The following is a 24,931-nucleotide window of genomic DNA, read 5'->3' as shown; positions in this document are numbered from 1 at the left end:
ACCGGAAGGCGGACGTCACCGGGTCTTCGGCTGCTGCTGGGTGATGCAGTGGATGCCGCCGCCGCCCGCGAAGATCGTCCGGGCGTCCACCAGCGTCACCGTCCGCTCGGGGAAGAGGCGGCGGAAGATCCCGGCGGCGATCTCGTCACGGGGGTCGTCGAAGCCGCACAGCACGAGGCCGCCGTTGCAGATGTAGTGGTTGATGTAGGAGTAGTCGGCCCAGTGACCGTCGGCCTCCAGGGCGGTCGGTGCGGGTACCTCGACGACCTCCAGGGCGCGGCCGCGCGCGTCGGTCGCCGACTTGAGGATGCCGATGACCTCCTTGGTGACCGCGTGGTCGGGGTGGGCCGGGTCCGGCTGCCGATGTGCGACCACGACACCCGGGCGGGCGAAGGCGGCGACGATGTCGACGTGACCGAGGGTGCCGAAGCCGTGGGGCGGGTAGTCGCCGGTCAGGCCGCGCGGCAGCCAGATGGCCTTGCTGGTGCCGAGGTGGGCGTGGATCTCGGCCTCGACCTCCTCCTTCGACCAGTGCGGGTTGCGCTCGGGGCCGAGCTGCACGGTCTCGGTGAGCAGGACGGTGCCCTCGCCGTCGACATGGATCGCGCCACCCTCGTTGACCAGCTTCGAGGCGTACGTCTTCGCGCCCGCGAGATCCGAGACATACGCGGCGATCTTGGCGTCGTGCTCCCAGCGGGCCCAGTCCTGTGCGCCCCAGCCGTTGAACGTCCAGTCGACGGCGGCCAGTCCGCCCTGGCCGTCGGTGAGGAAGGTGGGGCCGATGTCCCGCATCCAGGCGTCGTCCAGGTCCCGCTCGACGGTGTCGATGCCCGGGCCGAGCAGCGCCTGTGCCTCGGCGGACCGGCCGGGGCCGCACACGACCGTCACCGGCTCGAAGCGGCGGACGGCGCGGGCGACGGAGGCCCAGGCGATGCGGGACGCGGCGAGGCCGTCGGGGTCGTCGAAGGTGGGGTTGGGGTCCGGCCACGCCATCCAGGTGCGCTCGTGCGGGGTCCACTCGGCGGGCATGCGGAAGCCGTCGGCGGCGGGGGTGGTCATGTGGCCGGTCCTTAGAGGAAGTAGAGGCGGTTGAGGGGGACGGAGTCGGCGGGCGCGGAGCGCAGCGGGTCGCCGTCGAGGGTGACCAGGCCGGTGCGCCGGTCGACGTCGACCGCTCCGACGCGGGCGTTGAGCCGCAGGTCGGCGGGGCCGATGCCGCGGGTGCCGCGGACGGCGACCCTCCGGCGCCGGGTCGGCATCGTGTCGTTGCCCTGGTCCACGGCGGCCTGGGCGACGAAGGCGACCGAGAGGTCCGCGGCCGTGGCGCCGTACGAGCCGAACTGCGGCGCGAGCACGAGGGGTTCGCAGGTGTCGGTGGCCGCGTTGGGGTCGCCGGTCACCCCGTACGCCGGGAAGCCGGACTTGAGGACGAGCTGCGGCTTCGCCCCGAAGTACTCCGGGCGCCACAGCACGATGTCGGCGAGCTTGCCGACCTCGATCGAGCCGACCTCGTGGGAGAGGCCGTGCGCGATGGCGGGGTTGATGGTGAGCTTGGCCATGTAGCGCAGGACGCGGGCGTTGTCGTCGCCCTCGCCGTCGCCTTCCAGGGGGCCCAGTTCGGCCTTCATCTTGCCGGCCATGGCGAAGGTACGGCGGACGGTCTCACCGGCGCGGCCCATGCCCTGGGCGTCGGAGGAGGTGATGCCGATCGCGCCCAGGTCGTGCAGCACGTCCTCGGCGCCCATCGTGCCGGCGCGGATGCGGTCGCGGGCCATGGCCGCGTCACCGGGCAGGTCGGTCTTGAGGTCGTGGACGGAGACGATCATGCCGTAGTGCTCGGCGACCGCGTCCCGGCCGAAGGGCAGGGTGGGGTTGGTGGAGGAGCCGATGACGTTCGGGACGCCGGCCATCTTCAGCACGTTGGGCACGTGTCCGCCGCCGCAGCCCTCGATGTGGAAGGCGTGGATCGTGCGGCCCTCGAGGACGCGCAGGGTGTCCTCGACCGACAGGCACTCGTTCAGCCCGTCGCTGTGCAGGGCCACTTGGACGTCGTGCTCCTCGGCGACGCGCAGGGCGGTGTCCAGGGCCCGGGTGTGGGCGCCCATGTCCTCGTGCACCTTGAAGCCGGAGGCACCCCCCTCGGCGAGGGCCTCGACCAGCGGCGCGTCCGAGGAGGACGAACCACGGGCGAGGAAGCCGATGTTGACCGGCCAGGCGTCGAAGGCGCTGAATGCGTGGCGCAGTGCCCAGGGGGAGTTGACGCCGACACCCCACACCGGGCCGAACTCCTGACCGATGATCGTGGTCACGCCGGAGGCGAGGGAGGCCTCCATGATGCGCGGCGACAGCAGGTGGACGTGGGTGTCGACGGCCCCGGCCGTGGCGATCAGCCCCTCGCCGGACACGATGGAGGTGCCGGTGCCGACGACGACGTCCACGCCGTCGAGGGTGTCCGGGTTGCCCGCCCGTCCGATGGCGCGGATACGGCCTTCCCGGATGCCGATGGAGACCTTGCGGATGCCCTGGGCCGCATCGATCACGACGACGTTGCTGATCACGACGTCACAGGTCTCGCGGACGGCGGCGGCCTTGAGGTGCAGTCCGTCGCGGGCGGTCTTGCCGAAGCCGGCCAGGAACTCGTCACCGTAGCGCTGGGAGTCGGACTCGACCCGGATGGTGAGTCCGGAGTCGCCGAGACGGACGCGGTCACCCGCGCGGGGGCCGTGGGTGGCCGCGTAGGCGTGCGGGTCGACGTCGATCGCCCGGCTGATCTCGCGCCCCTTCGAACGGCTCACCGTTCCCCGCCTCCCCGCGGCGCACCTGCCGGCGCGACTCCGAGATATCCGCAGGCCGCCGCCCTGCGCAGGGCCTCGTCCCTCGCACCGGGCGCGTCCAGCGGTCCGTCGACCAGTCCGGCGAAGCCGATCGCGATCCGCTCGCCGCCGATCGGGACGAGCCCGACCTCCTCGCTCTCGCCCGGCCCGAAGCGGACCGAGGACCCGGCGGGTACGGCGAGCCGCATGCCGTAGGCGGCCGAGCGGTCGAAGTCCAGGCGCGGGTTGGCCTCGAAGAAGTGGAAGTGGGAGGTGACGGAGACCGGCACGGTCGCGGTGTTGGTGACACGGAGCCGGACGGCCGGCCCGGGGTCGGTGTGCCCGGGGCCGGGGAGCAGCGCGCCGGGGGCGTCCTCGCCCAGGCCGCCGCCGATGGGGTCGGAGACCACCGCGAGCCGGGAGCCGTCGTCGAAGACGGCCTCGACCATCACCTCGGTGACGACGTCGGCGACGCCCGGCAGTACGTCCTCGGGACCGAGCACCGACCGGGCCGCCTCGATGGCCTCCGCGAGCCGCTTGCCGTCCCGGGCGGCCTCGCAGACGGTGTCCGCGATCAGGGCGGTCGCCTCCGGCACGTTCAGCCTCAGGCCGCGCGCACGGCGGGCCCGGGCCAGCTCGGCGGCTCCGAAGAGCAGCAGCCGGTCGCGTTCCGTCGGGGTCAGTCTCACGACGCGGCACCTCCTTGCCTTCCATGGGTTAGAGCATCACTCTAAACGCAATGTTCTTGAAAGAGAAGGATTGACCGGCGACCCATGGCCGCGTCACATTGAACGTCGCTCAAACTCGAAGGCGGCCGTCGAAGGAGACCCAGCCATGCCGATAGAACAACGCGGCGTCGACACCATCCCGGACGAGGAGCGGACCAGCGGTCCGCGTGACCTCGTCTCGATCCTGCTCGGCTCCAACCTCTGCCTCGGAGTGATCATCTTCGGCTGGCTGCCGCCGTCCTTCGGGCTCGGCTGGTGGGCGTCGGTCAGCGCCATCGTCGCGGGCACCGTGGTCGGCACGCTGTTCACGGCCCCGCTCGCGCTGGTCTCCCTGCGCACGGCGACCAACCTGTCCACGTCCTCCGGCGCCCAGTTCGGTGTGCGGGGCCGGCTGGTCGGCTCGGTGGTCGGCCTGCTGCTGGCCCTCGGCTACACCGCGCTGACGGTGTGGATCGGCGGGGACGTGATGCTGCGGGTCCTCGGCCGGCTCTTCGGGGTGCCCGCGGACGGGGTGTCGTACGCCCTCGGCTACGCCGTGCTCGCCGCGGCGACCGTCGCCGGCGCGGTCTACGGCTACCGGGTGCTGCTCGCCATGTCCCGGGTGCTCGCCGTGGGGATGACGGCCCTGCTGGTCCTCGGCATCCTCGCCTACGCCCCCCACTTCACCACCTCGGCGCTGCCGGACGCGGGCGGTTGTCTGCTGGGCTCCTTCTGGCCGACCTGGTTCCTCGCGGCGGTGGCGGCGGGCCTGTCCGGCCCCGTCGCCTTCATCACCCTCCTCGGCGACTACACCCGGTACGTCTCCCCCGCCCGCCACTCCAGCCGCAAGGTGCTGCACGCCACCTGGCTCGGCCTGGTCCTCGGCCTGCTGGTTCCCCAGCTGTTCGGCACCTTCACGGCGTACGCGGCCCACGCCGCCACCGACTACGCGGGCCCGCTGGTCGCGGCCTCCCCGGCCTGGTACCTGGTCCCGCTGCTGCTGTCCGCCTCCGCGGGCTCGGTCGGCAACGCGGGCCTGATGCTGTATTCCATGGGTCTGGACCTGGACGCGATCCTGCCCCGGGCCTCACGCGCCCACGCGACCTACGCGGTCGCCGTCGTCGCCACGGCCTGTGTCTTCGTCGGCCACTACGCCTGGAACGCGCAGTCCGCGATGACCTCCTTCGTCCTCCTGCTCACCGCCATCGGCACCCCGTGGGCGGTCATCACCCTCATCGGCTTCGTCCGCTGTCGCGGCGGGTACGACGCCGACGCCCTGCAGGTCTTCAACCGCCGCTCCCGGGGCGGGATCTACTGGTACCGGGCGGGCTGGAACGTGCGGGCCACCGCCTCCTGGGCGGCCGGCGCGCTGGTCGGGCTGCTGGCGGTGTCCCTGCCGTCGTACGAGGGCCCGCTGCTGGCGCTGACCAGCGGTGTGGACTGCAGCTTCCTGCTGTCGGGCGGGGTCGGCGGAGCGGTGTACCTGCTGCTGACGGCCGCGCGGGCGGGTCAGCCGCCGGCCTGTGGGGACTCGGCCTCGTCCACGTCGGACGGCCGGCGTTCCCCGGTCGCGTCGTAGCGGACCGGGCCGTTCCGATGAGGTCCGGGGCGGCCGGTTCGCGGCAGGCTCCCGTGCAGCGGACCGGGCGCGGTCCGCGGGCCGGTCGCGGGGTTCAGGACGACCGGGCGGGGGCGCGCCGCCTCCGGCGCGGACCGCGAGCCCATGACACGGCCCGCCCCGGAAGCGGGACGGGCCGTATTCGTGTGCGCCGGGTGGGGCTCAGCCGACGCGGTGCATCCAGTTGTGCTTGTCCTCGGTCATGCCGCGCTGGAGGCCGAGCAGGGCCTCGCGCAGGCGAAGGGTGACCGGGCCGGGGTTGCCGTCGCCGTGGGTCCAGGCGTCCGTCTTGGTCTTGACATGGCCGATCGGGGTGACCACGGCGGCGGTGCCGCAGGCGAAGACCTCGGTGAGGGCGCCGGAGGCGGCGTCCTTGCGCCACTGCTCCAGGGTGATCACACCCTCCTCGGCGGTGTAGCCGAGGTCGCGGGCGACCTGGAGCAGGGAGTCGCGGGTGATGCCCTCCAGGATCGAGCCGGTCAGGGCGGGGGTGACGATCCGGTCGCCGTAGACGAAGGCGACGTTCATGCTGCCGCTCTCCTCGACCTTGGTGCGGGTCACCGCGTCGAGGTAGACGACCTGGTCGCAGCCGTGCGCGGCGGCCTCGGCCTGCGGCAGCAGGGACGCGGCGTAGTTGCCGCCTGTCTTGGCGTCGCCGGTGCCGCCCGGGACGGCGCGGACGTGGTCCTCGGAGACCCAGATGGTGACCGGCTTGACGCCACCGGAGAAGTACGCGCCGGACGGGGAGGCGATCAGCATGAACAGGTACTCGTTCGCCGGGTGCACGCCGAGCGCGGCCTCGGTGGCGAACATGAACGGCCGCAGGTACAGCGACTCCTCGCCGCCGTGCGGCGGGACCCAGTCGGCGTCCTGGCTGAGCAGCGCGTCCAGCGCGGCGATGAACAGTTCCTCGGGCAGTTCCGCCATGGCCATGCGGCGGGCGGAGTTGCGGAAGCGGCGGGCGTTGGCCTCGGGGCGGAACACCGCGATCGAGCCGTCGGGCTGCCGGTACGCCTTCAGACCCTCGAAGATCTCCTGGCCGTAGTGCAGGACATGGGTGGAGGGGTCGAGGGAGATCGGGCCGTACGGGACGAGCTGCGCGTCGTGCCAGCCGCGGCCCTCGGTCCACTTGACCGTCACCATGTGGTCGGTGAAGTGGCGGCCGAATCCGGGGCTGGCCAGGATCGCCTCGCGCTCCGCGGCGGCCAGCGGGTGCGCGGACGGCTTGAGCTCGATCGTGGGCGTCGTCATGAGTGGTTGTCCTTCACCGGTTGTAGTGACGGGCCGCGCTCACGCCCGAACTGCCAGTCGTCAGTGCTAGGACGTCCGAGCTTTCCCTCATACCGCGGCTCCGCGTTCGATTATCGCGCGGGGGGTCGCGGCGGACGGAATCGGGGTGAAAGCGGCCCAGGGGTCGATGGTGGCACCCGGCGGGGACACGGGGAAGCCGCCGGGCGTGGTGACCCGGCGGCTTCTGGGGGTGGAGCGCCGGGTCAGCCGGCTACTCGGGCGGCGAGCGCGTCGCCGATCTGCCCGGTGCTGCGGGCACCGAGCGCGGAACGCTCGGTCAGGTCGGCGGCGACCGCCGTGTCGATGCGGTCGGCTTCGGTGTCGTAGCCGAGGTGACGCAGCAGCAGCGCGACGGACAGAACCGTGGCGGTGGGGTCGGCCTTGCCCTGGCCGGCGATGTCCGGGGCCGAGCCGTGGACCGGCTCGAACATGGACGGGAACTCGCCGGTGGGGTTGATGTTGCCGGAGGCGGCCACGCCGATGCCGCCGGAGACGGCCGCGGCGAGGTCGGTGATGATGTCACCGAAGAGGTTGTCGGTGACGATGACGTCGAACCGGGCCGGGTCGGTGACCAGGTAGATGGTGGCCGCGTCGACGTGGATGTAGTCCGTGGTGACCTCGGGGAACTCCGCGGCCACCTTGTTGAAGACGTTCGTCCACAGATGCCCGGCGAAGGTCAGCACGTTGTTCTTGTGGACCAGCGTGAGCTTCTTGCGCGGGCGGGCCTGGGCGCGGGCGAAGGCGTCGCGGACCACGCGCTCGACACCGTAGGCCGTGTTGACGGAGACCTCGGTGGCGACCTCGTGCTCGGTGCCCTTGCGGATGGTGCCGCCGTTGCCGGTGTACGGGCCCTCGGTGCCCTCGCGGACGACGACGAAGTCGATCTCCGGCTGGCCCGCCAGCGGGGTGGCGACACCCGGGAGCAGCTTCGACGGGCGCAGGTTGACGTGGTGGTCGAAGGCGAAGCGGAGCTTGAGCAGGAAGCCGCGCTCCAGGACGCCGGACGGCACCGACGGGTCGCCGATCGCACCGAGCAGGATGGCGTCGTGCTGCTTGAGCGCGTCGAGGTCGGCTTCGGTGAGGGTCTCACCGGTGGCGTGGTACCGCTTGGCGCCGAAGTCGTAGTCCTTGGTCTCCAGCTTCACATCCTGCGGCAGGACGGCGGAGAGGACCTTGAGACCCTCGGCCACGACCTCCTGGCCGATGCCGTCACCGGGGATCACTGCGAGATTGATGCTGCGAGACATGCGGGCACCCTACCCCTCGTCCCAGGGGATGACATGCCCTGTCCGCCATGCGGACACCGTGTCGGCGTCCCGGTGCAGTCGGCCGCCCGGCGTTCCCCCTTATGCGGGACGGGCGCGACGGGCGGCGGCTTGACCGCTTCGGGGTGCGGCGCGGCGGGTGAGGCCGCGCCGCACCCCGTGCGGGTGCGGCTCCCGGTTCGGTGGCGCCCCGGCACCGTGGCTCAGTGGCCGGTCTCGCCGCCGTTGTCCCGGCGGTCGAGGGCGCGCTGGAGGGCGGCGGCGGCGTTCTTGCGGTCGGACTCGCTCGTGCGGGACGCGTGGCGGACTCGGCGGCGGACGGTCGTCTCGGCCATGGAAATCGACTCCTTCGGCAAACGTGGAGTACGGCATTGAGGGGTTTCGAGACGCCGGAAGGGGCGGGGAGCATCGGCCGCAGGGGTTGCCTGCACGGGGCCCGGCTCACGACCGCCATTCGCTGGATCGAGCGAGACGTTCGGCTCCTACCAAGCTAAGGGAGCCGGCCGTCTCTGTCTGCACAATTACTCGGACTTCCTACTATCTGAGACGACGGACTGTGCCACACCGCTCTGAGCTGTGCTTTCGTACGCCGGGAGTGGTCCGGCCACCCGGCTCCGAGGTGCCTGTCACCACGCGATGACGGGCGCGGCCGCGAGCCGGACGCCCCGCTGCCGGCATACCCGTGCGGGTCGGCACGATCCGCCGGCAGGGGAGGCCCGGGAGGAGGTGCACGACGTCGCCGTTCCGCGCCTGCGCGGCGGGGCGCCGACGGCGGACGGGACGGTCGACGGGTTCATCGTGGTCCACACGGCCCGGCACGCCGTCAGGTGACGTCCCCGTCGCGCCAGTCGAGGACCAGGTCGTGGGCGGGGTCGAGGGGGCCGGCGAGCGCGGGTCGCACATACACGCCCCCTTCCTCCTCCGGGAGCCGCACGATCCCGTCCGGGGAGAGGACGTGTACCTGGCCGCTCCACCGCTGCCAGCCCCGGGCGGTGTATAGCAGGGCGCCCTCGTCGCTGGCGGACAGCGCGCCGAGGTCGTAGGCCCGGTCGATCACCCGCTCCAGCTCGGCCATGACCCGGCCGCCGAGCCCGGTCCGCCGCACGTCGGCCCGTACGGCGACGGCTTCCGCGTACCCGGTGCGCAGCCAGCGTCCGCGGTGCCGGACACGGCGCATCACGACGGCCCCGTGTGCGGCGAGCCCGGCGTCGTCATGGAGGAGCACATGCATCCCGCCGAGTCCGTGATCCCAGTCCCCCTCGGAGAAGTCCCCGTCGAACGCGTCGTTCAACAGGGCGCGCACGGAACGGAGTTCGGCGGGTTCGAGGTCGGCGGTGTGGGCCAGACGGAGGTGAGGGGCCATGCCGCCAGTGTGGCATCCGACCCCGCCGGATCTCACTGCGGAACCGCCCGTGTTCTGCTCGCGCCGGCATGCGGCAGAGGTCGCGCTGATGACCCTTCTCGACGTTCTGGCGATTGTGCGCGCTCTTCGCCGGTGGGGGGTCTTGGAGGGCGCGATCGCAGGATTGACACGTGCCGATGGACGTGCGAATGACGTAGCCGGCGTCCTCGTCGTACGCGGGGCAGGTGCGGCGGGAGCGCATTATCGCTTCGGGCACTTGGCCATGTAAATCATGCCGTTGGTCAGTGCCGTGCCGGTCGTGGCGACCGATGGGTCGTACGCCCATGCCAGAGAGCCATGATTGCCGGGTGGGATTCACCGTGGGCGTTGCCGGTGACGTCGAAGTTGGTGGCCCATCCGGACTTCGGGGCCCGACGCAGGTCCCGAGGGCGGTACTCGTCGACGCCATCTCCGCGCTCATGACCGAGCGCCAAGGCGACCTCGACCAAGCCGGCCCTGGTGCGCCATGTCGACGTGTTCGGGGCTTACGGCGTGCCGCTCGGTGTGAAGGCGCGGTACACCACGTTGCCGGATATTCCGTACGGCGTGCTGGAGTTGCCGCTGCAGTTCGCGCTGGACGACACTGCTGTGCAGGTTACGTAGACGTTGCGGTGCGCCGGCTGCCGCACCTGCCATGTCCAACCTGATGGCCTGTCCGGCCAAAGCCGTCAAGCATCCGGCCATCCGCCCGGATGACAGCCAAGGGGCAGATGCTTTCCGATATCTTCGCGGCGATGGTCCGTACGCGAGGAGGCTTAATGGCTGAGCAGGTGAGGCGACTGGCTGTGCCGGTGGGCGTGGAGTTCTACGGGTGGGCACTTCAAGACTGGGATGACGACTACGTTCCTGACACTTTTCCGGACGGATTCGAAGCCGGCGCGTTCCTCACGCCCCTTGCAGGACGCTTGGATTTCACGAGCGCCGGCCACACCCATAGGGCGGATCTAGTCGTAGAGGAATGGGATGGAGAACCCCCTCTCCCAAGTTCACCTGCCCCATCCGGTGTTTGGGACGAGATCGCGGATGCCAAGCTCCGTTGCGAGTCGGGGCAGTTGCGCATTTGGAGCATGGGGGGCCCGATGACCGATGACATCCCGGTTGAGCTGTCGAGGAAGCCTGCCACCTGGGCGGTAAGGGCTCTGTGCGCCGGACGCAAGGAAGTGGCTGCGCTTGCGCGGCACAGCGTTCCGCAAGGTGTGGAACGCTACGTCATCCAGTTTTGGCCGGCCGAGCCATAGGCCCGGAGCAGGGTTGTACGGGCCAGCCCAAGCCCCAATCGCTTCATCGGCTGGCCCGGCCTCAAACTCTCTAAGAGGAGATATTCACCATGAAACCATCATCAGGGCCATCGATGATGCGGTTCAACTTGTAGTACTGGAGAAGCAGGTTGCCCGCGGCTCCGTTACTTTTTTTGGAAACGGGCATTACGCTGAAGTTCAGCGGGTCCTGGCGCGGATTGTAAACGGATCCGGCCGCACCTTCGTACGTGGATGCGAAGGGAAACTCATCGCATTCTCTCTTACCGCCCTTCGAGTAGTCTCGCCCCCAATACTTGGTGCAGTTGTAGACCGCTCGGTTGCGAATCTTTTCCCGCCGCTTACCATCCCAGTAGAGGCGAGTTAGAGGAGCGCTGGACGTCTTCCCGGGAAGCTTCTTCCTGCTGAAAGGGGGCCTCGTCTGTCCGGGCTTTGTGTAGGCCTTCTTGATGTGCGAGGCTACTTCATGTTCCGGGGCGCTACTGGCGGTGTGGTACCTCAGCGAGGTGAGCACGCTGAAGACAGCGGCGCCGGCCGACTTCGGCAGGTATGTGGCCTGATCCCAGCGCGGAGGCAACATGAAAATGTCACCGCCGAGTCCCGGACTCGTCCAACCAGGCGGGTCCTTCAGCGAAATGCTCGGCTGGTAAACCGACGCGATCAAGCGGGTCTTGGGACCCGACGTCCCTGTCTGCCCGGAAGGAACGTTGATTGTTTGGTGGATCGTTCGCCCGTCCAGCAGCTCTTGCCACGTTTTCGTCTTCGGGAGTTTGTCACCACCCTTGATTATCTTCACCCTAGACGGCCAGGTTTTGGGTATCGATGCTTTGGTCGTGATACCCAGTTGCCGCGCCGCGTTGATTCCTGCGGCGGTGAAGCCGGTGTAGTAGTACGTCGCGGTCATGGTTCGGCTATCCTTGGGAATGGTGCCGATCACGATCACGTCGAACTGACTGGTACCGACCGGATCTCCATCCCTGATCCATACCTGACTGAACGTTTGGCCCGAGCAGACGGCATACCTAGATTTCACGTAGAACTTTGAGGAGCCCAGATGCTTGATGCACTCCTGCAGCTCCATACCGTGAGAAGGCTCGGGAAGAGATACGGCGGATGATTTCCCGCGGTCGATGCCTTCAGACTGCGCCGACGCCTTTTGCGAGAGGGGCGCGAAGGATCGCGCCTGGCCGACCGTCTCGCGCGGAAGAAGAGGAAGTGATGACTCCTTGTCCTGTAGGGCATGGAGTCGACGCATACCGTCGGGACCCCGAAGCTCGGACAGTGTCAGGGGCTCCGATCCGATGGGCTGGACGTACCCTTCCACTTGTTGGGCGTGCTGGCCCTCATCCGCTTGTGCAGAAGTGAGAGGAGCCAGCAGCGATAGGACCGCTGCTGTCGATAGGCCCGTCGCCAACCGGCGTTTCGAGCCCAGGAAAAAGCGCTGCACGCATGCCCCCGGTTCGTTTGGCGTTGATCTTGCCTGATCGAACACAAGGACTACCGGCGAGCGGGCTTCAAATCAACACGGAACGAATCGAACTGGCGTAATTTCTTTGGGCGTTGGCTAGGACTGAGGTTCCGGGCCACAGGCAGGCTACCGTTCGGGAGCCGCCGCGCTGTGCCTGTGAAGCCGGCCGTTCGGGGACCGGCGATGAGGTTCGTCGCCCAGTACTCCAGCGGTAGATCGTGATCTTGACGACCGGACAACCTGCTGGCGGTTGGTGGGCGTAGGGCCGGGGCCGGGCGGCACTCAGTTCGTGTCGGATCCGCTCTTCCATGCGAGGCGGAGCTGCTCTGCGGCATCGGTGGCTTGGCGAAGTTGGTATCTGCCGTCTTCGCCGAGGCCCGGCCGCCGCGGTGCGACGCGGTTGGCCGAGAACCTCCCGCCGGAGGCAGCCTCTCCGGAGGAACGCCTGCGCGGCATCTGAGCCCGGATCAGCCGGAGCGCGCCCCGTCTCCGAAGTGCACGCCGACGGCCTGGCTCACCTCGAGAACCAACCGGACCCGGCACCACCCTCATTGCTCAGCGCGTCCCGACACAGCCCACCGGCTCCGTTGGTCCCACTGGCGACGCGCCACCAGGCCCGACCCCAAGCAAGTGACTACCGCCGCCAGGCCCTGCCCAACGTGATCACGAGTTGATCGCGAACCAAGGATCGGCCATGCGTCGGGCCGGCTCCAGCGCGCGCTCCCGGTCCTCGAACTCGATGGACCACTGCAGCACGGTCCGCTCCCGTTCCTCGTCCTCCGTGCGTTCCGCGCGGTCGGTCAACTCGCGCCACCGGGCAGGCGTTCGGAGTGGTCGCCGAGCCCGGCGAGGAAGTTGGCCTGGTAGGCGGGTACCAGTCGGCGTCCGGGCCGATGCGGGTACCGGAGACCCACACGGGCCGCTGACCAGCTCCGGGTGGGCGAGCGCAGAGCTCAATGCGAGTCGCGCGCCCGGGAAGCGCCCGAGCAGCGCCGTCCGCTCCCGCCCGAAGTGCCGTCGTACGGCATGCAGATCCGCTACGAACCGCTCGCTCGTCCACGGCCCGTCACACCGCACGGAGCGGCCACAGCCGCGCTGGTCGCGGCGGACCATCGGGGTCACACCGGCCGGCAGCCCGGACGTCGGCGGACATGTCCCACAGCCCCGGCCCGCCGTGGCACCACACCAGCGGGTCGCCTTCACCACCCGAGCGTTCCGCCCACAGCCGTACCCCGTCATCGGCTGCGACCGCGCGCGCCTGTGGCGATACGCGTCCGGAGTGGGTGACGGGCCGGGAAGCCCGCTCGGATGTCAGGCTTCCCGGCCCGCGGCCGTGGGGGCTGGCTGGTCAGCCCATGTGCGGGTATCCGTAGTCGGTCGGCGGGACCAGGGTCTCCTTGATGGCGCGGGTCAGCGTCCAGCGCAGGAGGTTCTGGGGGGCGCCGGCCTTGTCGTTGGTGCCGGAGGCGCGGCCGCCGCCGAAGGGCTGCTGGCCGACGACGGCGCCGGTCGACTTGTCGTTGATGTAGAAGTTGCCCGCGGCGAAGCGGAGCTTCTCCATCGTGTACGCGGCCGCGGCGCGGTCTCCCGCGATGACCGAACCCGTGAGGGCGTAGTCCGACACCGACTCCATCTGGGTCAGCATCTCGTCGTACTTGTCGTCCTCGTAGACGTACACACCGAGGATCGGACCGAAGTACTCGGTGCGGAAGATCTCGTTCTCCGGGTCGGTGGACTCGATGACGGTCGGGCGGACGAAGTAGCCGACCGAGTCGTCATAGCTGCCGCCCGCGACGATCGTGCAGGTCGGGTCCTCCTTGGCACGGTCGATGGCGGCCTTGTTCTTGGCGAAGGAACGGTCGTCGATCACGGCGCCGATGAAGTTCGACAGGTCGGTGACGTCACCCATGGTCAGGTAGTCGACCTCGGCCGCGAACTCCTCCTTGAAGCCGGAGTTCCAGATGGAGGCCGGGATGTAGGCGCGGGAGGTGGCGCTGCACTTCTGGCCCTGGTACTCGAAGGCACCCCGGGTGAGGGCGGTCTTGAGGATCGCGCGGTCGGCGCTCGGGTGGGCGACCAGGAAGTCCTTGCCGCCGGTCTCGCCGACCAGACGCGGGTAGGAGCGGTACTTCTCGATGTTGGCACCGACCGTCTTCCACAGGTACTGGAAGGTCTTGGTCGAACCGGTGAAGTGGATGCCCGCGAGGTCGCGGTGCTCCAGGGCGACCTGGGAGACCTCGATACCGTCACCGGTGACGAGGTTGATGACACCCTTGGGCAGGCCCGCCTCCTCCAGCAGCTGCATGAGGAGGACGGCCGCGTGGGTCTGGGTCGGGGACGGCTTCCAGACCACGACGTTGCCCATCAGGGCGGGGGCCGTGGGCAGGTTGCCCGCGATCGCGCTGAAGTTGAACGGCGTGATCGCGTAGACGAAGCCCTCCAGCGGGCGGTGGTCGAGGCGGTTCCAGACGCCCGGGGAGTTCGCCGGGGGCTGCTCGGCGAGGATCTGGCGGGCGTAGTGGACGTTGAAGCGCCAGAAGTCCACCAGCTCACAGGGGGTGTCGATCTCCGCCTGCTGGGCGGTCTTCGACTGGCCGAGCATGGTGGAGGCGGCGATCGTCTCGCGCCACGGTCCGGCCAGCAGCTCGGCGGCGCGCAGGATGATCGCGGCGCGGTCGTCGAACGACATCGCGCGCCAGGCCGGCGCGGCGGCGAGGGCCGCGTCGATGGCGTCCTTCGCGTCCTGCCGGGTGGCGTTGCGCAGGGTGCCGATGACGGCCTTGTGGTTGTGCGGCTGGACCACCTCGAACGGCGCGCCGCCGCCCATCCGCTTCTCCCCGCCGATGGTCATCGGCAGGTCGATCGGGTTCTCGGCCAGCTCCTTGAGCTTGACCTCGAGGCGGGCGCGCTCGGGCGAGCCGGGGGCGTAGCCGTGCACCGGCTCGTTGACCGGGGTGGGGACCTGGGTCACAGCGTCCATGAGATCCGTAACTCCTTGTACGTGAGCGGGTGTTCGGGCTCAGCCCTTGCTGATCATCGAGCGGAGGAAGAAGCCCAGGTTCGCCGGCTTCTCCGCGAGACGGCGCATGAAGTAGCCGTACCAGTCGGTTCCGTAGGCGGTGTAGACACGCATGCGGTGGCCCTCGGCGGCCAGCCGCAGGTGCTCCTCGCCGCGGATGCCGTACAGCATCTGGAACTCGTACTCGTCGAGCTTACGGCCGACCTTGTGGGCCAGCTCCTGGGCGATGGCGATCAGGCGCGGGTCGTGGGACCCGATCATCGGATAGCCCTCGCCCTCCATCAGTGTCCTGAGGATACGGACGTACGCCTTGTCGATCTCCTGCTTCTGCTGGTAGGCGACCTCCGCGGGCTCCTTGTAGGCGCCCTTCACGAGGCGCACGCGACTGCCGGACGCGGCAAGGCGGCGGGCGTCGGCCTCGGTGCGGAAGAGGTAGGCCTGGATGACGCAGCCGGTCTGCGGGAAGTCCTTCCGCAGCTCCTCGTGGATGGCGAACATCGAGTCCAGGGTGGTGTGGTCCTCGGCGTCCAGGGTGACCGTCGTACCGATGGCGGCGGCTGCCTCGACGACCGGGCGGACGTTGGCGAGGGCCAGCTCGTGGCCGTTCTCCAGCGCCTGCCCGAACATGGACAGCTTGACGGACATCTCGACCCGCTCGCCGAACCCCAGCTCCTCGAGGTGGTCGATCAGCTCCAGGTAGGCGTCCCGGGCGTGGGCGGCCTGCTCGGGGGTGGTGATGTCCTCGCCGACGACGTCCATCGTCAGCTCCAGGCCCTTGGCCGTCAGTTCCTGGATGATCGGCACGATGTCGTCGGCGGTCTCGCCGGGGATGAAGCGGTCGACGACCTGCTTGGTCACCGGGGCCGCCGAGATCAGGCGTCGCATCCGGTCGCTGCGCGACGCGGCGAGAATCACGGGACCCAGCACGGGGCACCTCCACAGACAAGCACCGAAACGGCCGTCACCCGACGATTCGGGTACGACACGGAGAACCACCGTGAAACCTAAGGATCTCTCCGATCGTCAGCCATCGACAGCTGTCACGCATCCGTGTACGGGATCTCAGACAGATGTATGAAGGCGGCGGAGAATGCGGGAGAATGCCCGCGTGACGGCGGCCTACAGGGGTGACTACCAGGAGCTCGTGGACGAGATCTCGGAGCTGCTGGGCGTTCCGGCGACCCTGGAGAACCGGGACTTCGAGCTGATCGCCTTCGGCGCGTACGACAGCGAGGACGAGCTGGATGCGTCGGCGCTGGACCCGGTGCGCACCCGCTCGATCCTGACCCGGCGCTCCACGGCGACCGTCCGGGCCTGGTTCGAGGGCTTCGGCATCACGCGCGCGACCGGGCCGGTGCGGATCCCGCCCAGCCCGGAGGCCGGGGTGTATCGCGGCCGTATCTGTCTGCCGGTACGCCACCGGGGTGTCGTCCTCGGCTATGTCTGGCTGCTGGACGGCGACCCGGGGCCCACGGACCCACAGCTGGCGGCCGCCATGCGGGTGGCGGACCGGATCGGCGCGCTGCTCGCGGACGAGGCGGAGGCCGGGGCCGGGCTGAGCCGGGAGCTGCGGGCGGTGCTCACCGCGGAACGCGGCTGGCAGCGTGACATGGCCGTGGCCGAACTGCGCACCGCCCTCGGTCCCCGCGCGGACGGCCCGCACACCCTGGTCTGCCTCGCCCCCTGGCCCTCAGCCGACCCGGACGACGCCCCCTCCCCGCGCACGATCCCGCACGCGACGGCGCTGTGCACACTGCCGTGGGGGGCGACGGGCCTGACCCTCGCGGTCCTGGTACGGCTGCGCAGCACGGACGTGGTGACACCCGCGCTCACGGCGGCCGGCCGGCTGCTGAAGGAGGCCGAGGGGGCGGGGGGAGCGAAGTCGCGGGGAACCGGGGCGCGTACGGCCGCCGCCGTGGCCGCGAGGTTCGGCGGGCCCGCGGGGGCCGGCGGGACTGCCGGGTTCGCCGCCGGGCTCGGCGAGCCCCGCACCGGTCTCGCCGAGCTGGGCACGGTCTGGCAGGAGGCACGGGCCGCCGCGCGCGCCGCGCTGGCCGAGCCGCGGTTCGGTCCTGTCGCGGAGTGGGCGCGCATCGGGCCGTACCGGCTGCTGACCGCACTGCCCCCGGAGTCCGCGCACGATCCCGTGGTCGGCCCGCTGCTCTCCCCCGTCCACCGGGAGCTGGCCCGCACCGCCGAGGTCTACCTCGACTGCGCCGGACAGGCCGGCCGCACCGCCGCCGAGCTGGGCATCCACCGGCAGACGCTGTACTACCGCCTGTCCCGGGTGGAGCAGCTGACCGGGCTCGACCTGGATGACGGGGAGGACCGGCTGCTGCTGCACATGACGTTGAAGCGGGCGCGGCTGTGACCGGCCCCCGGGCACGGGGGCGGTACGTCAGCGGCCGGCCGGGCCGGTGGCCTCGATCACCCGGCGCAGTCCCTCGGTGAGCCGATCGGCGTCCGGGGCGGTCTGCGGGGCGAAGGACCACTGGAAGATGAGGCCCGTCATCAGGAGGGTGTAGAAGCTGCCGAGCGTGTCCACGGCGTCCTCCGTGACCTCCTCCTCCGGCACCCCCGTCATGAGGGCGACGAACCCGCGCGAACCTTCCCGCTGGGCCTGCGCGAGATGGTCGCGCACGTCGGGCAACTGGTCGCCCATGACCGCGATCTCCGCACTGAGCCGCCAGAGCGAGCCGGGCTCCCGCATGGTGGCGATGACGTTGGACCACACTTCCCGGAAGCGCTCCAGGGAGCCCGGCGCGGCGCTCAGACCTGAGTTCGCCTCGCCGGTGAAGGCATCGGACAGCCCTTCCACCAGTGACACGTAGGCCTGCGCCAGGAGCGCGTCCTTCGAGCCGTAGTGGTAACCGATAGACGCCAGGTTGGTGCCCGACTCCTTCACGATGTCCCGCGCCGTGGTGCGCGCGAACCCCTTCTCCAGCAGGCAGCGCTTGGCGCCTTCGAGCAGATCCTCACGGTGTCCCATGCCGGCCAGCCTACCCGCGGTCCATACGACCGTCCTAGACAAGTGACCTATACAAGCGTTCTAGACAGACGTTTAAGACGCCTGTACGTTTCCTGTCATGACGAACCCGACGAGCACCACCCCGACCGCGTCCCCGACCGCACCCCCGACCTCCCCCACCCGCGCCGGACGCCGTGAGTGGACCGCGCTCGCCGTGTTGATGCTGCCGCTGCTGCTGGTCTCGATGGACGTCTCGGTCCTCTACTTCGCCACCCCCGCGATCAGCGCCGACCTGCGGCCGACCGGCACCCAGCAACTGTGGATCTTCGACATCTACGGCTTCGTCCTGGCCGGCCTGCTGATGACGATGGGCTCCCTCGGCGACCGCGTCGGCCGCCGCAAGCTCCTCCTCATGGGCGCCGCGGCCTTCGGCGCCGCCTCGCTCCTCGCGGCCTACGCGAACAGCGCGGAGACCCTGATCGCGGCCCGTGCCATCCTCGGCATCGGCGGCGCGACCCTGATGCCGTCCACGATGGCCCTGGTGCGCACGATGTTCACCGATCCCGCCGAGCGGGCGAAGGCGATCGGTCTGTGGTCCGGCGTGATGACGGGCGGTGTGGCCCTCGGCTCGGTGATGAGCGGCATCCTCGTCGAGCACTTCTGGTGGGGCTCCGTCTTCCTGGTCAACCTGCCCGCGATGGCACTGCTGCTGATCCTCGGTCCCGTGCTGCTGCCGGAGTCGAAGAACCCCGAGCCCGGACGCTTCGACCGGGTGAGCGTCCCGCTGTCGATGGCCGCCGTACTCCCCGTGATCTACGGCCTCAAGGAGATCCCCTCCGAGGGCTGGCACCCGCTGTACGTCGTCTCGATCACCGTCGGCCTGCTCTTCGCCGCCCTGTTCGTCCACCGGCAGCGCACCGCCGGCTCCCCGCTGATCCCGCCGGCCCTCTTCCGGGGCCACGGCTTCACCCCGGCGCTGGTCCTGACCCTCGTCAACACGTTCGGCATGATGGGCTCCGCCATCTTCACCACGCAGTACCTGCAGTCGGTCCTCGGCAAGAGCCCCCTGGCGGCCGCGCTGTGGAGCCTGCTCCCGTCGGTGTTCATCGGGGTCGCCGCACCGCTCACCACCCAGCTGGTCCAGCGGGGCCTCAACCGCGCGTACGTCGTCGCCGGCGGCTTCGCCGTCGCCGCGGCCGGTTACGCACTGTTCGCCTTCGCCGGCACCGATTCCCTGTGGCTGGTGCTGGCCGCGGCCGGCGTGCTCGCCTGCGGGGTGATGGCGATCATGTCCCTGCTGACAGACGTGATCATGAGCAGCGCCCCGGTCGAGCGGGCGGGCACGGCCTCCTCCCTCATGGAGACCAGCGCCGAGTTCGGCGGCGCCCTCGGCATGGCGGTCCTGGGATCCATCGGCACGGCCGTCTACCGCCACGAGATGCCGGCCACGGCCCCGGCCGAGGCCCGCGAGACCCTGGGCGGCGCCCTCGCCACGGCCGCCCACCTGCCCGGCCGCACCGGCGAGACGCTGCTCGCCACGGCTCGGGAGGCCTTCACCAGCGGGATGCACGGGGCGGCGATCGCCGGAGCGGTGACGCTGGCGCTGGCGGCGGCGGGAGCGGCGGTGACCCTGCGGCGGATCGAGGTCGGGAAGAACGAGAAGTAGGGCAGACGAAAACGCCGGACGGGCTGAGAGATCCCAGCCCGTCCGGCGTTCACGGCTGTATGGGGGGCGGCAGCCCCGGACGGCACCTCAGACCAGGTTCACCGACCGGGCCGACGTCGCCCCGATCTCCGCCGCGAGCTCGGCCAGCACGCCGGAGACCACCGTGTCGTCCACGGTCAGCACCGCCAGCGCCTCGCCGCCCGCCGTCGCACGGGCGACCTGCATGCCGGCGATGTTGATGCCCGCCTCGCCGAGGATGCGGCCGACGGTGCCCACGACGCCCGGACGGTCCTCGTAGCGCAGGACGACCATGTGGTCGGCGAGCGCGAGGTCGACGTCGTAGTCCCCGACCGCGACGATCTTCTGGACGTGCTTGGGGCCGGCCAGCGTGCCGGAGACCGACACCTCCTCGCCGGTGCCCAGCGTGCCGCGCACGGTCACCACGTTGCGGTGGTCGGCCGACTCCGAACTGGTGGTCAGGCGGACCTCGACACCGCGCTCCTGCGCGAACAGCGGGGCGTTGACGTACGACACCGTCTCGTCGACGACGTCCTCGAAGACACCCTTCAGCGCGGACAGTTCCAGCACCTTCACGTCGTGCTGGGTGATCTCGCCGTAGACCTCGACGTCGAGGCGGACCGCGACCTCACCGGCGAGCGCGGTGAAGATGCGGCCGAGGCGCTCGGCGAGCGGCAGACCGGGCTTGACGTCCTCGGCGATGACACCGCCCTGGACGTTCACCGCGTCCGGCACCAGCTCACCGGCGAGGGCGAGGCGGACGGACCTGGCGACCGCGATGCCCGCCTTCTCCTGGGCCTCGTCGGTGGACGCGCCCAGGTGCGGGGTGCACACGACCTGGTCCAGTTCGAACAGCGGGGAGTCGGTGCAGGGCTCCTTCGCGTACACGTCGAGGCCGGCGCCGGCGACCCGGCCCTCCTTCAGCGCCGCGTACAGCGCCGCCTCGTCGACGATGCCGCCGCGGGCCGCGTTGACGACGCGCACGCCGGGCTTGACCTTGCGCAGCGCCTCGTCGCCGATCAGGCCGAGGGTCTCAGGGGTCTTGGGCAGGTGAACGGTGATGAAGTCGGAGACCTCGAGCAGCTCGTCCAGGGACAGCACCTTGACACCCATCTGCGCGGCCCGCGCGGGCTGCACGTAGGGGTCGTAGGCGACGACCTTCATGCCGAAGGCGGACATGCGCTGCGCGACGAGGGCACCGATGCGGCCCAGGCCCACGACACCCAGCGTCTTCTCGGCCAGCTCCACGCCCGTGTACTTGCTGCGCTTCCACTCGCCGTTCTTCAGCGCGGCGTTGGCCTGCGGAATGTTGCGGGCGGTGGCGAGAATCAGACCGCAGGCCAGCTCGGCGGCGGTCACGATGTTGGAGGTCGGGGCGTTGACGACCATGACGCCGGCCTTGGTGGCGGCGGAGACGTCGACGTTGTCCAGGCCGACGCCGGCCCGTGCGACGACCTTGAGCTTCTTCGCGGCGGCGATGGCCTCGGCGTCGACCTTGGTGGCGGAACGGATCAGGATCGCGTCGACGTCGGCGATGGCGGGGAGCAGTTCGGCTCGGTCGGCTCCGTTGGTGTGCCGGATCTCGAAGTCCGGGCCGAGCGCGTCGACGGTCGCGGGCGACAGCTCTTCAGCGATGAGTACGACGGGTTTCGAGCTCACGTGAGTCCTCACAAGTCCAATGCGGACGGCCGTCCCGACGGCCGCAGGCGGTGGAGGGGCTAGCCGCGGAAGACGCACGACGCTGTGGGCCTGACGCGTGTTGTGCAGCAGTCTAGTGGCGTGGCGGAGGTCGTATTGCGCCTCCGCGGAAGGATCACCCGTCCGTGGCTGGACGGGGTGGACAACAGGGGCCGGAGCAGTCCGCCCCGGCCCCTGTGATGAGGCTTACGCCTCCTCGTTCACCCAGCTCATCAGCTTGCGCAGCTGCTTGCCGGTGGTCTCCAGCAGGTGCTCGGAGTCCTGCGTCTTGTACTCGTTGTACTTCTTCAGACCGCCGTGGTACTCATCCATCCAGTTCTGGGCGAAGGTGCCGTCCTGGATCTCCGCGAGGACCTTCTTCATCTCCGCCTTGGTGCTGTCGGTGATGACGCGCGGGCCGGTGACGTAGTCGCCCCACTCGGCGGTCTCGGAGACGGACCAGCGCATCTTCTCCAGGCCGCCCTCGTACATGAGGTCGACGATCAGCTTCAGCTCGTGCAGGCACTCGAAGTAGGCGATCTCGGGCTGGTAGCCCGCCTCGACCAAGGTCTCGAAACCGGCCTTGACCAGGGCGGAGGTGCCACCGCACAGCACGGCCTGCTCGCCGAACAGGTCGGTCTCGGTCTCCTCGGTGAAGGTCGTCTTGATGACACCGGCGCGGGTGCCGCCGATGGCCTTGGCGTACGACAGGGCCAGCGGGAAGGCGCCTCCGGTGGCGTCCTGCTCGACGGCGGCGATCGCCGGGACGCCGCGGCCCTCCTCGTACTGACGGCGCACCAGGTGGCCCGGGCCCTTCGGGGCGACCAGGGCGACGTCGACGCCGGCCGGGGGCTTGATGAAGCCGAAGCGGATGTTGAAGCCGTGGGCGAAGAACAGCGCGTCGCCGTCCTTCAGGTTCGGGGCGATGGACTCCTCGTAGACCTGGGCCTGGATCGGGTCCGGGATGAGGATCATGATGACGTCGGCCTCGGCGGCGGCCTCGGCCGGGGTCACCACGCGCAGGCCCTGCTCCTCGGCCTTGGCCTTGGACCTGGAGCCCTCGTGCAGACCGACGCGGACGTCGACACCGGAGTCACGCAGCGACAGCGCGTGGGCGTGGCCCTGGCTGCCGTAGCCGATGACCGCGACCTTGCGGCCCTGGATGATGGACAGGTCGGCGTCAGCGTCGTAGAACAGCTCGGCCACTTTGGGTTCTCTCCTTGGTGTGCAGGTTGTGCGTCCCACCGTATGCCGGTGAGGGAGGGGAAGTTCGAGGGTCTCGGCATACGGGCGGGCGGCGACTCACCGACCGCCCGTATTCAGCCTTACGCAGATCGGTCGAGAGCGCGCAGCGACCGGTCCGTGATCGAACGGGCGCCACGGCCGATCGCGATCGTGCCGGACTGGACCAGTTCCTTGATGCCGAACGGCTCCAGCATCTTGAGCATGGCGGACAGCTTCTCGCTCGATCCGGTGGCCTCGATCGTCACGGCCTCCGGGGAGACGTCGACGGTCTTGGCGCGGAACAGCTGGACGATCTCCACGATCTGGGAGCGGGTCTCGTTGTCGGCGCGGACCTTCACCAGAACGAGTTCGCGCTGAACGGCCTGACCCGGCTCCAGCTCGACGATCTTCAGCACGTTGACGAGCTTGTTGAGCTGCTTGGTCACCTGCTCGAGCGGCAGGTCCTCGACGCCCACGACGATGGTGATGCGGGAGATGTCGGGGTGTTCGGTGACACCGACCGCGAGCGAGTCGATGTTGAAGCCGCGGCGGGAGAACAGGGCGGCGATCCGGGCGAGGATGCCCGGCGTGTTCTCCACCAGGACGGAGAGCGTGTGCTTGGACATGTCTGGTTGCTCTTCCTCGCTCAGTCGTCTTCGTTGTCGCCGAAGTCGGGGCGGACGTCCCGGGCGGCCATGATCTCGTCGTTGGAGGTGCCTGCGGCGACCATCGGCCACACCATCGCGTCCTCGTGGACGATGAAGTCGATGACGACCGGGCGGTCGTTGATGGAGTTCGCCTCGGCGATGACCTTGTCCAGGTCCTCCGGACGCTCGCAGCGCAGGCCCACGCAGCCCATGGCCTCGGACAGCTTCACGAAGTCCGGCACGCGCGTGCCCTTGGCCTCCGGGTTGATGTCGTCGGGGCCGCTGTGCAGCACGGTGTTGGAGTAACGCTGGTTGTAGAAGAGGGTCTGCCACTGGCGGACCATGCCCAGGGCACCGTTGTTGATGACGGCGACCTTGATCGGGATGTTGTTCAGCGCGCAGGTGGTCAGTTCCTGATTGGTCATCTGGAAGCAGCCGTCGCCGTCGACCGCCCAGACCGTCCGGTCCGGCCGGCCGGCCTTGGCGCCCATCGCGGCCGGGACCGCGTAACCCATCGTCCCGGCACCGCCGGAGTTCAGCCAGGTGGCCGGCTTGTCGTACTGGATGAAGTGGGCGGCCCACATCTGGTGCTGGCCCACACCCGCCGCGAAGATCGTGCCCTCCGGGGCGAGCTGCCCGATGCGCTCGATGACCGCTTGCGGGGACAGGGAGCCGTCCTCCGGCTGGTCGTAACCGAGCGGGTAGGTCTCGCGCCAGCGGTTGAGGTCGCTCCACCAGGCGGTGTAGTCGCCCTTGTGGCCCTCGCTGTGCTCCTTCTGCACGGCCTGGACCAGGTCGGCGATGACCTCGCGGGCGTCGCCGACGATCGGCACGTCGGCGGCACGGTTCTTGCCGATCTCGGCCGGGTCGATGTCGGCGTGGACGATCTTGGCGTACGGGGCGAAGCTGTCCAGCTTGCCGGTGACGCGGTCGTCGAAGCGGGCACCGAGGGCGACGATCAGGTCGGCCTTCTGCAGCGCGGTGACGGCTGTGACCGCACCGTGCATGCCCGGCATCCCCACGTGCAGCGGGTGGCTGTCGGGGAACGCGCCGAGCGCCATCAGGGTGGTGGTGACGGGCGCTCCGGTGAGTTCGGCGAGGACCTTCAGCTCGGCGGTGGCCTGTGCCTTGAGGACACCGCCGCCGACGTAGAGGACCGGCCGCCTGGCGGAGGTGATCAGCTTGGCCGCCTCGCGGATCTGCTTGGCGTGCGGCTTGGTCACCGGGCGGTAGCCGGGCAGGTCCATCACCGGCGGCCAGGAGAAGGTGGTCCTCGCCTGGAGGGCGTCCTTGGCGATGTCGACCAGGACCGGGCCCGGGCGGCCGGTGGAGGCGATGTGGAACGCCTGGGCGATGACCCGCGGGATGTCCTCGGCCTTGGTGACGAGGAAGTTGTGCTTGGTGATCGGCATGGTGATGCCGACGATGTCCGCCTCCTGGAAGGCGTCCGTGCCGATCGACTTCGAGGCGACCTGGCCGGTGATCGCGACCAGCGGCACCGAGTCCATGTGCGCGTCCGCGATCGGCGTGACCAGGTTCGTCGCACCCGGCCCCGAGGTCGCCATGCAGACACCGACCTTGCCGGTCGCCTGCGCGTAACCCGTGGCCGCGTGCCCCGCACCCTGCTCGTGACGGACCAGGACGTGCCGCACCCGGGTGGAGTCCATCAGCGGGTCGTACGCCGGCAGGATCGCACCACCGGGAATGCCGAATACCGTGTCCGCGCCGACCTCCTCGAGGGAGCGGATGAGGGACTGCGCACCCGTGACGTGCTCGACGGGGGCGGACTGCTGTCCTCCGGAACGGGGCCGCGGCTGCGGATGGTGGGCCCCGGTGGCCTGCTCGGTCATCGGCATTCTCTTCTCGATGCTGAGGGTTTTTGCGAGGTTCGGG

At 69.9% G+C, this 24,931-nt stretch carries 19 protein-coding genes and 1 pseudogene; 4 read left to right on the top strand and 16 right to left on the bottom strand.

What is annotated here, in order from left to right:
- Positions 1–15: 15 nt before the first annotated feature.
- Genes ABZ079_RS30920 through ureA form a run of 3 tightly spaced genes read right to left on the bottom strand, consistent with a single transcriptional unit; the run spans position 16 to position 3,502 of the window.
- On the bottom strand, positions 16–1,059 hold the full coding sequence (locus tag ABZ079_RS30920) for an agmatine deiminase family protein (protein ID WP_356942736.1): 1,044 nt from the start codon (positions 1,057–1,059) through the stop codon (positions 16–18).
- 11 nt (positions 1,060–1,070) lie between these two features.
- Positions 1,071–2,759 carry an urease subunit alpha gene (locus ABZ079_RS30915; RefSeq protein ID WP_356942755.1) on the bottom strand — a complete coding sequence of 563 codons (1,689 nt, stop codon included), beginning with the start codon at positions 2,757–2,759 and terminating at the stop codon, positions 1,071–1,073.
- Positions 2,760–2,791: 32 nt separating this feature from the next.
- Entirely contained in the window at positions 2,792–3,502 is a 711-nt protein-coding gene (gene ureA, locus ABZ079_RS30910; protein WP_356942735.1) for an urease subunit gamma, read from the bottom strand.
- 145 nt (positions 3,503–3,647) lie between these two features.
- On the opposite strand from ureA, the gene ABZ079_RS30905 reads away from it, so the two are divergent.
- Complete coding sequence (locus ABZ079_RS30905; RefSeq protein ID WP_356942734.1) at positions 3,648–5,099, top strand: cytosine permease; 1,452 nt, start codon at positions 3,648–3,650, stop codon at positions 5,097–5,099.
- A gap of 201 nt (positions 5,100–5,300) precedes the next feature.
- Here ABZ079_RS30905 and ABZ079_RS30900 read toward each other — a convergent pair whose 3' ends face one another.
- From ABZ079_RS30900 to ABZ079_RS30885, 4 genes are all read right to left on the bottom strand, one after another.
- On the bottom strand, positions 5,301–6,389 hold the full coding sequence (locus ABZ079_RS30900; protein ID WP_356942733.1) for a branched-chain amino acid aminotransferase: 1,089 nt from the start codon (positions 6,387–6,389) through the stop codon (positions 5,301–5,303).
- A gap of 242 nt (positions 6,390–6,631) precedes the next feature.
- A complete protein-coding gene (locus ABZ079_RS30895) occupies positions 6,632–7,675 on the bottom strand; it encodes a 3-isopropylmalate dehydrogenase (protein WP_356942732.1) in 1,044 nt (347 codons plus the stop codon).
- Positions 7,676–7,896: 221 nt separating this feature from the next.
- Positions 7,897–8,028, bottom strand: a complete 132-nt coding sequence (locus tag ABZ079_RS30890; RefSeq protein WP_018569343.1) for a hypothetical protein — start codon at positions 8,026–8,028, stop codon at positions 7,897–7,899.
- Positions 8,029–8,516: 488 nt separating this feature from the next.
- Positions 8,517–9,056 (bottom strand): GNAT family N-acetyltransferase, encoded by a 540-nt coding sequence (locus ABZ079_RS30885; protein WP_356942731.1) that lies wholly within the window; start codon positions 9,054–9,056, stop codon positions 8,517–8,519.
- A gap of 498 nt (positions 9,057–9,554) precedes the next feature.
- Here ABZ079_RS30885 and ABZ079_RS30880 point away from each other — a divergent pair, with 498 nt between their 5' ends.
- Complete coding sequence (locus ABZ079_RS30880) at positions 9,555–9,698, top strand: hypothetical protein (RefSeq protein ID WP_356942730.1); 144 nt, start codon at positions 9,555–9,557, stop codon at positions 9,696–9,698.
- Positions 9,699–10,403: 705 nt separating this feature from the next.
- Here the strand turns inward: ABZ079_RS30880 and ABZ079_RS30875 are convergent.
- From ABZ079_RS30875 to ABZ079_RS30860, 4 genes are all read right to left on the bottom strand, one after another.
- Positions 10,404–11,798, bottom strand: coding sequence for a hypothetical protein (locus ABZ079_RS30875; protein WP_356942729.1), 1,395 nt, complete (start codon positions 11,796–11,798; stop codon positions 10,404–10,406).
- Positions 11,799–12,482: 684 nt separating this feature from the next.
- The gene (locus tag ABZ079_RS30870) at positions 12,483–12,623 is read right to left on the bottom strand and encodes a hypothetical protein (RefSeq protein ID WP_356942728.1); all 141 of its coding nucleotides are present in this window, start codon (positions 12,621–12,623) and stop codon (positions 12,483–12,485) included.
- A 544-nt stretch (positions 12,624–13,167) separates the two neighbouring features.
- Positions 13,168–14,799 carry an L-glutamate gamma-semialdehyde dehydrogenase gene (gene pruA, locus ABZ079_RS30865; protein WP_356942727.1) on the bottom strand — a complete coding sequence of 544 codons (1,632 nt, stop codon included), beginning with the start codon at positions 14,797–14,799 and terminating at the stop codon, positions 13,168–13,170.
- Positions 14,800–14,838: 39 nt separating this feature from the next.
- Positions 14,839–15,765 carry a proline dehydrogenase family protein gene (locus tag ABZ079_RS30860; RefSeq protein WP_356942726.1) on the bottom strand — a complete coding sequence of 309 codons (927 nt, stop codon included), beginning with the start codon at positions 15,763–15,765 and terminating at the stop codon, positions 14,839–14,841.
- Between the two features lie 163 nt (positions 15,766–15,928).
- Here ABZ079_RS30860 and ABZ079_RS30855 point away from each other — a divergent pair, with 163 nt between their 5' ends.
- Positions 15,929–17,209, top strand: coding sequence for a helix-turn-helix domain-containing protein (locus tag ABZ079_RS30855; RefSeq protein ID WP_356942725.1), 1,281 nt, complete (start codon positions 15,929–15,931; stop codon positions 17,207–17,209).
- A 27-nt stretch (positions 17,210–17,236) separates the two neighbouring features.
- On the opposite strand, the gene ABZ079_RS30850 is transcribed toward ABZ079_RS30855, so the two are convergent.
- On the bottom strand, positions 17,237–17,827 hold the full coding sequence (locus tag ABZ079_RS30850; protein ID WP_356942724.1) for a TetR/AcrR family transcriptional regulator: 591 nt from the start codon (positions 17,825–17,827) through the stop codon (positions 17,237–17,239).
- A 97-nt stretch (positions 17,828–17,924) separates the two neighbouring features.
- On the opposite strand from ABZ079_RS30850, the pseudogene ABZ079_RS30845 reads away from it, so the two are divergent.
- Positions 17,925–19,469 (top strand): annotated as a pseudogene (locus ABZ079_RS30845) (MFS transporter); the annotation flags it as partial.
- A gap of 90 nt (positions 19,470–19,559) precedes the next feature.
- Here the strand turns inward: ABZ079_RS30845 and serA are convergent.
- The 4 genes from serA to ABZ079_RS30825 all read right to left on the bottom strand — a co-directional run bounded on the left by serA (position 19,560) and on the right by ABZ079_RS30825 (position 24,888).
- Complete coding sequence (gene serA, locus ABZ079_RS30840; protein WP_356942723.1) at positions 19,560–21,149, bottom strand: phosphoglycerate dehydrogenase; 1,590 nt, start codon at positions 21,147–21,149, stop codon at positions 19,560–19,562.
- 225 nt (positions 21,150–21,374) lie between these two features.
- Positions 21,375–22,373, bottom strand: a complete 999-nt coding sequence (gene ilvC / locus ABZ079_RS30835) for a ketol-acid reductoisomerase (RefSeq protein ID WP_356942722.1) — start codon at positions 22,371–22,373, stop codon at positions 21,375–21,377.
- A gap of 119 nt (positions 22,374–22,492) precedes the next feature.
- On the bottom strand, positions 22,493–23,017 hold the full coding sequence (gene ilvN / locus ABZ079_RS30830) for an acetolactate synthase small subunit (protein WP_055708145.1): 525 nt from the start codon (positions 23,015–23,017) through the stop codon (positions 22,493–22,495).
- Positions 23,018–23,037: 20 nt separating this feature from the next.
- A complete protein-coding gene (locus ABZ079_RS30825; RefSeq protein WP_356942721.1) occupies positions 23,038–24,888 on the bottom strand; it encodes an acetolactate synthase large subunit in 1,851 nt (616 codons plus the stop codon).
- Between the last annotated feature and the right edge of the window lie 43 nt (positions 24,889–24,931).

Source organism: Streptomyces sp. NPDC006314, assembly GCF_040613075.1.
In the GTDB taxonomy this organism is placed as follows: Bacteria; Actinomycetota; Actinomycetes; order Streptomycetales; family Streptomycetaceae; genus Streptomyces.
Note: the sequence above shows the minus strand (reverse complement) of the source record. Positions and strands in the feature narration are given on the sequence as shown.

Coding starts and splice junctions, on each gene's coding strand:
- pruA (WP_356942727.1), bottom strand. CDS start 14,799: ATGGACGCTGTGACCCAGGTCCCCACCCCGGTCAACGAGCCGGTGCAC.
- ilvN (WP_055708145.1), bottom strand. CDS start 23,017: ATGTCCAAGCACACGCTCTCCGTCCTGGTGGAGAACACGCCGGGCATC.
- ABZ079_RS30825 (WP_356942721.1), bottom strand. CDS start 24,888: ATGACCGAGCAGGCCACCGGGGCCCACCATCCGCAGCCGCGGCCCCGT.
- ABZ079_RS30895 (WP_356942732.1), bottom strand. CDS start 7,675: ATGTCTCGCAGCATCAATCTCGCAGTGATCCCCGGTGACGGCATCGGC.
- ABZ079_RS30885 (WP_356942731.1), bottom strand. CDS start 9,056: ATGGCCCCTCACCTCCGTCTGGCCCACACCGCCGACCTCGAACCCGCC.
- ABZ079_RS30920 (WP_356942736.1), bottom strand. CDS start 1,059: ATGACCACCCCCGCCGCCGACGGCTTCCGCATGCCCGCCGAGTGGACC.
- ABZ079_RS30900 (WP_356942733.1), bottom strand. CDS start 6,389: ATGACGACGCCCACGATCGAGCTCAAGCCGTCCGCGCACCCGCTGGCC.
- ABZ079_RS30905 (WP_356942734.1), top strand. CDS start 3,648: ATGCCGATAGAACAACGCGGCGTCGACACCATCCCGGACGAGGAGCGG.
- ABZ079_RS30855 (WP_356942725.1), top strand. CDS start 15,929: ATGCGGGAGAATGCCCGCGTGACGGCGGCCTACAGGGGTGACTACCAG.
- ABZ079_RS30890 (WP_018569343.1), bottom strand. CDS start 8,028: ATGGCCGAGACGACCGTCCGCCGCCGAGTCCGCCACGCGTCCCGCACG.
- ABZ079_RS30850 (WP_356942724.1), bottom strand. CDS start 17,827: ATGGGACACCGTGAGGATCTGCTCGAAGGCGCCAAGCGCTGCCTGCTG.